The following is a 7,987-nucleotide window of genomic DNA, read 5'->3' as shown; positions in this document are numbered from 1 at the left end:
ACGCCGGGGCTGGGGAGGGCGTCGGGGACGGTAGCGGCGTGGCGGTGAGCGTCACCGCCGGGGCCGCCGAGTTCGGGCGCTGCGAGGTCGTCAGGGGGCGGATCGAGGCGTCGGGCGAGGCCGCGCCGATGTTCCGCGACTGCACCGTCTCCGAGAGCCCGGCCGTGGGTGTGCTGGCCGCCGACCGCAGTCAGGTCACGCTCGAACGCTGCCAGATCCGGGACGGCGAGGCGATCGGCGTGGCAGGGCTCGATGATGCTGTGCTGCGGATCACGGAGTCCGGCGTCAGCGGGTGCGGCGGGATCGGGATGCGGTTGCTGGGGAACGCGTCCGCGCAGGTGCGGAAGTCGAGCTTCGAACGGATCGGGGAGGCTGCGGTCCAGGTCGAGGAGGCGGCGCGGTTGGCGATGTCCGGGACCCGGGTCGAGGGGACCGGTCGTACCGGCGTCTTCGCCGGTGGCACCGCGACCCTGGAGCTGACGGACTGCGAGATCACCGAGACGCGCGGCAGCGGTATCGCCTATCGGCTCCAGTCGCACGGCTCGGTGTCGGGGACCACTGTGCGGGACGCGACCGGGAACGGGATCATCGCCGGCGGCGACGCAGAGGTGCGGCTCGTCGGCTGCACGGTGGAGCGGTCGGCGTTCAGCGCGGTCCACGCCGACGGCCGGGCCACGCTCGGCGTCGCGGACTGCCATGTCTCCGACACGCCGGAGCACGGGATCAGGGCGACCGGCCGGGCGATGCTGCGGGTCGAGGGCGGCACGGTGTCCGGGGCCGCGATGAGCGGGATCCACCTGGAGGGGGACAGCGACGCCGAGGTGTCGGGGTGCGAGATCTCCGGGTCCCGGGTCGGGGCGGCGATTCAGACCAGTCGCAGGCCTCTGTTTCGCGAGGTCGGCGTCCGGGCCACCGAGAGTTCTGGCTTCGAAATCGGTAAGAGCAGCAACCCGATCCTGTCCTCGTGCCGTGTGACCGAGGCGGGGTCGGCGGGGATCTTCGTGGACGCTGGGAGCGCCGCTCGGATCGAGGACTGCGAGATCAGCGATCCGGCCGGCAGCGGGGTCGTGGTGTGGGCCGACGCCTCGCCGACCGTGACCGGCTTGACGGTCTCGGGTGCGGGCAAGAACGGCGTCTACGTCAAGGACGGCGGGCACGGGGTCTTCGACCGGTGCACCGTGTCGGCGTCGGAGTTTCCGGCGCTGCACGTGGGGGCCGACGCCGATCCGGTGTTCCGGCTGTGCCGGATCCGGGACGTGGCGGAGGACCTGGCGCTCGGGGAGAACGCGCGGCCGGTGTTCGAGGACTGCGTCGTCGAGAACGTGAAGATCTCCACGATGCCCGGTGCCGGGGAGCCTTCGGCTTCGCGGGCCGGGCGGGCCGGGTCTGGTGGCGCCGTGGCGGTAGCTGGCTCGGGCGGTTCTGGCGGTCCTGGCGCTTCGTTCGGAGTCGCCGGTGCCGAGGGCGCGGACGATGGCGACGCCGAGGTATCGGGCCCGGAGACCATCGACGACCTGCTCGGCGAACTGAACTCCCTGATCGGCCTGGCCCGGGTGAAGCAGGACGTGGCGGCGCTGATCAACCTGATGCGCATGGTGAAGCGGCGCACCGAGGCCGGCCTGGCCCCGCCACCGCTGAGCCGGCACCTGGTCTTCGCCGGAAACCCCGGCACCGGCAAGACGACCGTGGCGCGGTTGTACGGCAGGATCCTGACGGTCCTGGGGATGCTGGAGTCCGGGCATCTGGTCGAGGCCGACCGCGGAGCCCTCGTCGGCGAGTACGTCGGCCACACCGCCCCGAAGACCACGGCGGTCTTCCGTCGCGCCCTCGGCGGCGTGCTGTTCATCGACGAGGCGTACGCCCTGGTACCCGCGGGCATGTCCAACGACTTCGGCCAGGAGGCGATAGCGACCCTGGTGAAGCTGATGGAGGACCACCGCGACGACGTGGTGGTGATCGTCGCGGGCTACCCGGCGGACATGAACAGGTTCGTCTCGGTGAACCCGGGCCTGGCCTCCCGCTTCTCCCGCACGCTGACGTTCGACGACTACACCCCTGACGAACTCGTGGAGATCGTCGGCCACCAGACCGAGGCGCACCAGTACGAGCTCACGCTGGCCGCGAAGGCGGCGCTCGCGACCTACTTCTCAACGGTGCAGAAGGGCGCGGGCTTTGGCAACGGCCGCGCGGCGCGCCAGGTGTTCCAGAAGATGACCGAGCTGCACGCCATGAGGGTCGCCGCGATGGACGTGGACGACGTGGGGGCGGAGGATTTGTTCCATCTGCGGGCGGAGGACGTGCCGGGGTAGGCGGCCGCTGCGGGTGCCGCTCTCTATCGACACCGCGTCTAATAACACCTAGGATCGCCGACGTGCCCCGACTGACCTCTCCTCACGCCGCGCTCGCCGGCCTCCTCGCGTCCGCGGCCGTCACGCACTTCGTCGCGCCGAAGCAGTACGACGCGATCGTGCCGCGCTCGCTGCCCGGGAGTCCGCGCATGTGGACCTACGTCAGCGGGGCTGCCGAGCTCGCCGTCGCCGTCACGATTGCGAACCCGAAGTCGCGTCGGCAGGGTGGGTTGGCGGCTGCGGCGTTTTTCGTCGCGGTGTTTCCGGCCAACGTCAAGATGGCGCGCGACTGGAGTGATCGGCCGGCGCCGGCCAAGGCGGCGGCGTTGGGGCGGCTGCCGCTTCAGGCGCCGTTGGTGTGGTGGGCGTTGAAGGTGGCTGGCAACGCCGCGAAGAAGGGCTGACGCGGGGCGTCTGGGGCCGTCTGGGGGGGTCTGAAGCCAGGTCGCCCAGAATGCGATGGACCGTCCTCGCCACGACGATGGGACAGTGAAGCCCAACCCCACCGCACTCGTGACCGGCGCCAGTGGCTACATCGGCGGGCGCCTGGTGCCCGAGCTGCTGGCAGCGGGGTTCGACGTCCGGTGTCTGGCGCGCGATCCGGATCGCCTGCGCGACCATGCGTGGGCCGAGCGCGTGCAGCAGGTGCGGGGTGACGTGCTGGCGCCGCAGACGCTGCGGCCGGCGCTGGAGGGCGCTGATGTCGCCTTCTACCTGATCCACTCGCTGACCACCGGCGAGGGGTTCGAGCGCACTGAGGAGCGCGCGGCCCGCAACTTCGCCACCGCTGCCAGGGACGCCGGTGTGTCCCGCATCGTCTATCTCGGTGGCATGGCGCCTGCGGACACGCCGCTCGCGGAGCTGTCCCCGCACCTGCGCTCGCGCGTGCGGGTCGGTCGCGTGCTTCGGGCGTCTGGGCTCCCGACGGTCGAGCTGCGGGCCGCGGTCGTCATCGGGTCCGGGTCGGCCTCGTTCGAGATGCTGCGCTACCTCACCGAGCGGCTGCCGGCCATGGTGACCCCGCGCTGGGTCGGGACCCGGATCCAGCCGATCGCGGTGCGCGACGTCCTGCGCTACCTCGTCGGCGCCGCCGTCGCGCCGGACGGTGTGGTCGGGGTCGGGGGAGTGTTCGACATCGGCGGTCCGGAGGTGTTGACGTACCGGGAGATGATGATGCGTTACGCGAGCCTCGCCGGACTCCCGCGCCGACTGATCGTTCCGGTCCCGGTGCTGACGCCGGGCCTGTCCAGCCACTGGGTCGGCGCGGTCACGCCGGTGCCGGCGTCCATCGCGCGGCCGCTCGTGGAGTCGCTGCGGCACGAGGTCGTCTGCGCCGACCACCGCATCACGGAGCTGGTTCCGGACCCGCCGGAGGGGCTGCTCGGCTTCGACGAGGCGGTGCGGCTGGCGCGGGCCCGCGTGCAGGAGGCGAACGTCACGACCCGCTGGTCCTCGGCCTCCGTACCCGGCGCCCCGAGCGACCCGCTGCCCACCGACCCGGCGTGGGCCGGCGGCAGCCTGTACCGCGACATCCGCGAGGCAGAGGTCGACGTCGCGCCGGAGCGTGTCTGGCGCGCGGTGGAGGCCATCGGCGGGCAGACCGGCTGGTACTCGTTCCCGCTGGCGTGGGCGGTGCGGGGCTGGCTGCACCGGATGGTCGGCGGCATCGGCCTGCGCCGCGGGCGTCGGGACCCTGAGACCCTGCGCCTCGGCGACACCCTGGACTTCTGGCGCGTGGAGGCGCTGGAACGCGGGCACCTGCTGCGCCTGCGCGCGGAGATGAAGCTACCGGGCCTGGCGTGGCTGGAGATGCGGGTCGAGCCGACCGCCGACGGCCGCACCAGCTACCGTCAGCGGGCCCTGTTCTTCCCCCACGGCCTGTTCGGCCACCTCTACTGGCGGGCCGTCGCGCCGTTTCACGCCGCCGTCTTCGGCGGGATGGTCCGCAACTTGCTGCGCGCCGCCAAGGAGGATTCGGGCAGCGTCTAGGCGACGACGATGGGGCCGAAGACCAGCAGGCCAGCGCGGACAGGATCGAGCCCCAGCGGTAGACCTGGCCGAGGCGGTGGTCGGCGAGGGTGTGGCCTCACCCGGATGGCCCAGAGCCGGCGTTGAGCGGCGCCGGCTCGGCTGGTAGTCCGCAGAGCCCTCAGACCCTCAGTGCGAAACTGAAGCCAGCAGCGCCTTCGCCAACCCGATCACCGGATCCTCGGCCCCCGAAGCCTCGCCGACCGAGACCGTCAGGTGCGCGACCATCCCGGACTTGACCTGGACCAGCCACAGCGAGGCGCACGTGCCGGTGTTGCAGGCCGTGGTGCCGAACTTCGCCGCGTCGCCGACGCCGGAGACGTCCTTGGACAGGTTGAAGTTGTACTTGGTGGAGGCGATGTCGTCGGAGAGGTACTGCTGGGCGCTCTCGCCGGACTGGGCCGGGGCGACGTCGACCGTGGTGGCGCCGATCATCGTCGAGCCCGAGGTGTACTTGCAGCCCAGCAGGACCTCGCCCGCGCCGCCGGCCGAGGTCGGGATCTCCTGGCCGGCCAGGTCGGTGTAGCCGCTGACGGTGTCGAAGCTGCTCGCGGGGACCAGGGGGCAGGCTGCGGTCGGCGTGCTGTAAGGACTCGCGCTGCTCGACGACGCGGCAGCGGACGTGGTCTCAGTGCTCGACGACGCGGCCGAGTTGCTCGCGGAGGAGGTATCAGAGCTCGAATCCGTCGCCGCGGACGTACTACTCGGCGTGCTCGGTGTCGGCGTAGTCGCGCCCGAAGACGCGCTGGCAGTCTTCCCCGAAGAACACGCACCGGCTGCCAGCATCACGATCACGGCGGCCACGGCCCCGAGTCGTGCCCTCTTGAGCTCTTTCACCGCCACATCATCCCGGCGCCGCGCTCCGCGATATGAGGGTATTCATACCCTCATCACCCCCCTCGCCGAGGCCCGCGGAACGAGTACCGGTTGCGCAACCGGTTCCGAAACCAGTTCCGGAACCGGTCGCGTCTTGACCGGTCGGTAACGCCGCCGCAACATGCAAGCCGAGAGAGCGCTCTCACAGAGTTCGCCCCCCACGCACTCATCACTCTGGAGGGATACCGCATGCTCGTCCCCGCTCGCGCCGTCCGACAAGACCGGCGCCGATCCGGCACGTCCGGGCAGCACCCACCCCGGCCGCCGCGCGCGGCCCGCCCGCCCCGGCGCCGCTCGCTGCTCGCGGCGGTCGCGCTCGTCGCCGGCAGCCTGACCGGCGGCCTCGCGGTCTCCGTCGCCTCGGCCCCGGCGGCCGCGGCCGACACCGCGCCGCCCCCGCCCAGCGGGTGGAACACCGTGTTCAGCGACAACTTCGCCGGAACCGCCGGGTCCGCGCCGTCCGCGGCGAACTGGTTCTACGACATCGGTACCGGCTACGGCACCGGCGAGAAGGAGCAGACCACCAGCTCGACCAACAACGTCTACCTCGACGGCAACGGCCACCTGGTGCTCAAGGCCGTCAACAACGGCGGGACCTGGACGTCCGGCCGGATCGAGAGCACCCGCGACGACTTCCAGGCGCCGCCCGGCGGCGAGCTGGAGATGAGCGCGTCGATCCAGCAGCCGAACCCGGCCGGCGGCCTGGGCTACTGGCCGGCGTTCTGGGCGCTGGGCTCGCCGATGCGCGCCGGCGGGGGCTGGCCGGCCTCCGGCGAGATCGACATGATGGAGGACGTCAACGGTCTGAACGAGGCGTCGCAGACCCTGCACGACTCGGCGAACAGCCCCGGCCACCCGCTCATCGCCTGCCCCGCCGCCGGATCCGGCTGCCAGACCGGCTACCACACCTACTCGGTGATCGTCGACCGCACGAACACCAGCGCCGAACAGCTCCAGTTCCTGATGGACGGCGTGGTCGAGAGCACCATCACCGAGGCCTCGGTCGGCACCGCGGCCTGGCAGTCGGCCATCGACCACGGGTTCTTCATCATCTGGGACCTGGCGATGGGCGGCAACTACCCCGACGGCGTCTCCGGCACCACCACCCCGACCGCCGCCACGACCTCCGGCAGCTCGCTGAGCGCGGCCTGGGTCGCGGTGTACGAGAAGGGCGGGAACTCCACGCCGACCGGCACCCCGACCGCGACCGGCGCCGTCAAGGACGCCGCGGGCCTGTGCCTGGCGAACCAGAACTCGCTGAACACCGAGGGCAACCCGATGTTCGCAGCGAACTGCGACGGCAGCGCCGGCCAGTCGTGGTCGCCGTACACGGACAACACGGTCCGGGTGCAGGGCGGCTGCCTCGACGTGGTCTCGGCGGGGACGACCAGCGGCACGAACGTCGACTGGTATCCGTGCAACGGCACCAACGCGCAGAATTGGACACGTCAGGCTAACGGCGAGCTGCTGAACCCGAACTCCGGTCTGTGCCTGACCGACCCCGGCGGCAACAGCGCGACGCGGCTGGCCATCGAGACGTGCACCGGATCGGCGCAGCAGACGTGGACGTTCCCGACCGGCAGCGGCGGGAACACCGTGACGGTGACCAACCCCGGCAACCAGACCGGGACCGTCGGCACGGCGGCCAACCTGCAGATCGCCGCCGGCGACTCGGCCTCCGGCCAGACGCTGAGCTACAGCGCCTCCGGTCTGCCGGCCGGCCTGTCGATCAACGCCGCCAGCGGCCTGATCTCCGGCACCCCGACCGCCGCGGGCACCTCGAACGTGACGGTCACCGCCACCGACGGCACCGGCGCCTCCGGATCCACCTCGTTCACCTGGACGATCGGCTCCGGCGGCGGCACCTGCGGCACGACGAACCTGGCGCTGAACCAACCCGCGACGGCCTCCTCGATCGAGAACGCGGGCACGCCGGCGTCGGCGGCAGTGGACGGGAACACCGGGACGCGCTGGTCGTCGCAGTTCTCTGATCCGCAGTGGCTCCAGATCGATCTCGGCTCGAGCGCGACGATCTGCAAGGTGTCGCTCCAGTGGGAGACCGCATCCGGCAAGGCGTACCAGATCCAGACCTCGCCGGACGGCACCAACTGGACGACGATCTACTCCACCACCTCAGGTCCCGGCGGCACCGAGACCCTCAACGTGTCTGGCACCGGACGCTTCATCCGGTTGTACGGCACGGCCCGCAACACGCAGTACGGCTACAGCCTGTTTGAGTTCCAGGTCTACGGCTCGACCTCCGGCACCAGCTGCGGAACGGCCAACCTGGCGCTGAACCAGCCGGCCACCGCCTCCTCGGCCGAGAACGCGGGCACGCCCGCATCGGCGGCAGTGGACGGCAACACCGGGACACGCTGGTCCTCGCAGTTCTCGGACCCCCAGTGGCTCCAGGTGGACCTCGGCACCACGCACACGCTCTGCAAGGTGTCGCTGAACTGGGAGACGGCCTACGCGACCGCCTTCCAGATCCAGACCTCGAACGACGGCACCACCTGGACACCGGTGTACTCGACCACGACCGGCACCGGCGGGACGCAGGACCTCACCGTCTCCGGCAGCGGACGCTTCGTGCGGATGTACGGGACGGCGCGGGCTACGCAGTACGGGTACAGCCTGTGGGAGTTCCAGGTCTTCGGGAGCTGACGGCTGTGGCGCGCTGAGCGAACGACAGGGTCGGCCGGGCGGAACGATCGTGCCCGGCCGACCCGCATCGC

At 71.4% G+C, this 7,987-nt stretch carries 5 protein-coding genes; 4 read left to right on the top strand and 1 reads right to left on the bottom strand.

Annotated elements, in window-relative coordinates; translation table 11 throughout:
• The 3 genes from GWK61_RS17020 to GWK61_RS17010 all read left to right on the top strand — a co-directional run.
• The coding region (locus tag GWK61_RS17020; RefSeq protein WP_228562448.1) for a right-handed parallel beta-helix repeat-containing protein at positions 1-2,309 on the top strand (2,309 nt) is incomplete at its 5' end.
• A 62-nt stretch (positions 2,310-2,371) separates the two neighbouring features.
• Positions 2,372-2,752: a DoxX family protein gene (locus GWK61_RS17015; protein ID WP_194909354.1), complete on the top strand. Its 381-nt coding sequence runs from the start codon at positions 2,372-2,374 to the stop codon at positions 2,750-2,752.
• A 55-nt stretch (positions 2,753-2,807) separates the two neighbouring features.
• Positions 2,808-4,337, top strand: a complete 1,530-nt coding sequence (locus tag GWK61_RS17010; RefSeq protein ID WP_194909353.1) for an SDR family oxidoreductase — start codon at positions 2,808-2,810, stop codon at positions 4,335-4,337.
• Positions 4,338-4,505: 168 nt separating this feature from the next.
• Here the strand turns inward: GWK61_RS17010 and GWK61_RS17005 are convergent, their stop codons facing one another.
• Complete coding sequence (locus GWK61_RS17005; protein ID WP_194909352.1) at positions 4,506-5,213, bottom strand: hypothetical protein; 708 nt, start codon at positions 5,211-5,213, stop codon at positions 4,506-4,508.
• 228 nt (positions 5,214-5,441) lie between these two features.
• On the opposite strand from GWK61_RS17005, the gene GWK61_RS17000 reads away from it, so the two are divergent.
• Positions 5,442-7,916, top strand: coding sequence for a discoidin domain-containing protein (locus tag GWK61_RS17000; RefSeq protein ID WP_194909351.1), 2,475 nt, complete (start codon positions 5,442-5,444; stop codon positions 7,914-7,916).
• Positions 7,917-7,987: the final 71 nt, after the last annotated feature.

Source organism: Catenulispora rubra (assembly GCF_015356825.1).
Lineage (GTDB): Bacteria > Actinomycetota > Actinomycetes > Streptomycetales > Catenulisporaceae > Catenulispora > Catenulispora rubra.
The sequence above is the reverse complement of the archived record's forward strand: the minus strand, read 5'-3'. Positions and strand labels throughout refer to the sequence as shown.

Coding starts and splice junctions, on each gene's coding strand:
- GWK61_RS17010 (WP_194909353.1), top strand. CDS start 2,808: ATGGACCGTCCTCGCCACGACGATGGGACAGTGAAGCCCAACCCCACC.
- GWK61_RS17000 (WP_194909351.1), top strand. CDS start 5,442: ATGCTCGTCCCCGCTCGCGCCGTCCGACAAGACCGGCGCCGATCCGGC.